The 1,001-nt window shown below is 68.1% G+C and carries 1 protein-coding gene; it reads right to left on the reverse strand.

What is annotated here, in order from left to right; all coding sequences use genetic code 11:
* Positions 1-153: 153 nt before the first annotated feature.
* Positions 154-1,001 (reverse strand): MBL fold metallo-hydrolase (locus AWQ68_RS00105; RefSeq protein ID WP_218006726.1); only part of this gene is annotated, 848 nt, incomplete at its 5' end.

Raw genomic sequence — 1,001 nt, forward strand, 5'->3', positions numbered from 1 at the left:
CCCCTCCGTCGCCGGCCCGCTGTCGCTTCGCGATGGGTCGACGGCAGACGAGAGATCAGGACAGGACGAAAGTGTGCGGGCCGCACGGAAAGTGGCGGTATGTTCGGGGTGTCCATGAGCGCACAAGATCGCCCGGACAAGTCCTGGACGGACCTACACGGCGACGAAGCGGCGGGCGCCGGCACCAGCGATGATCCGGCCGAAGCGCATGTCGGGGAAGTGGGAGGCGACGAGCAGGTCACCAGTGGTGGCGGCTTCGTCCGCGAAGCGGTTGCGCACCGCCGAGGCGGCAACCGGGTCGACGTCCCAGATCACCTCCCAGTCCCGCTCGCTGAACTGGACCACCGAGTGCGCCACGTCGCCGAGCAGCACGGCGCGACGGCCCTCGGAGGAGATCACGTACACCGTCGAGCCGGGCGTGTGGCCGGGCACATGGCGTGCGTCGACGCCGGGCGCCACGGTGAAGTCGGTGTCGAACAGTTCCAGGCGCGCACCGAGCGGTGTGAGTTTCTCCACCGCTCCGGGCTGCGCGTTCTCCCCCGTAACGAAGTGCTCCCAGTCGGCCCGGTGCGCGCGGTAGGTGGCCTTCGGAAACACGGCGGCTCCGTCGTGCGTGGCCCAGCCGATGTGGTCGAAGTGCAAGTGCGTGAAGACGACGTCGGTGACGTCCGCCAGGCCGATTCCGTGGGCGGCCAGGGAGTCGAGCATGCCTCCCCCGACGTATTTGCCGTCATCGAACGCGCCCACGCCAGCATCGACCAGCACGGTCCGGTCGCCCGTGCGTACGCAGAAACCGCCGAGAGGCAACCGCAGAGTGCCGTCCGCTTCCATGTGCTCGGTGTGACAGGCCCACGCATCATCCACGCCCGGACGGGACAGGATGTCCGCCGCGACCTCGACCCCCACTCCGTCCATTACTGGAAGGACCCCGATGTTTCCGATCTTCACGCGCACTATCCCGTCCCTGACAACCGTCAACAGCAACCGACTGCAACCGCCCG

It is taken from the genome of Microtetraspora fusca (assembly GCF_001570365.1).
GTDB lineage: Bacteria > Actinomycetota > Actinomycetes > Streptosporangiales > Streptosporangiaceae > Microtetraspora > Microtetraspora fusca.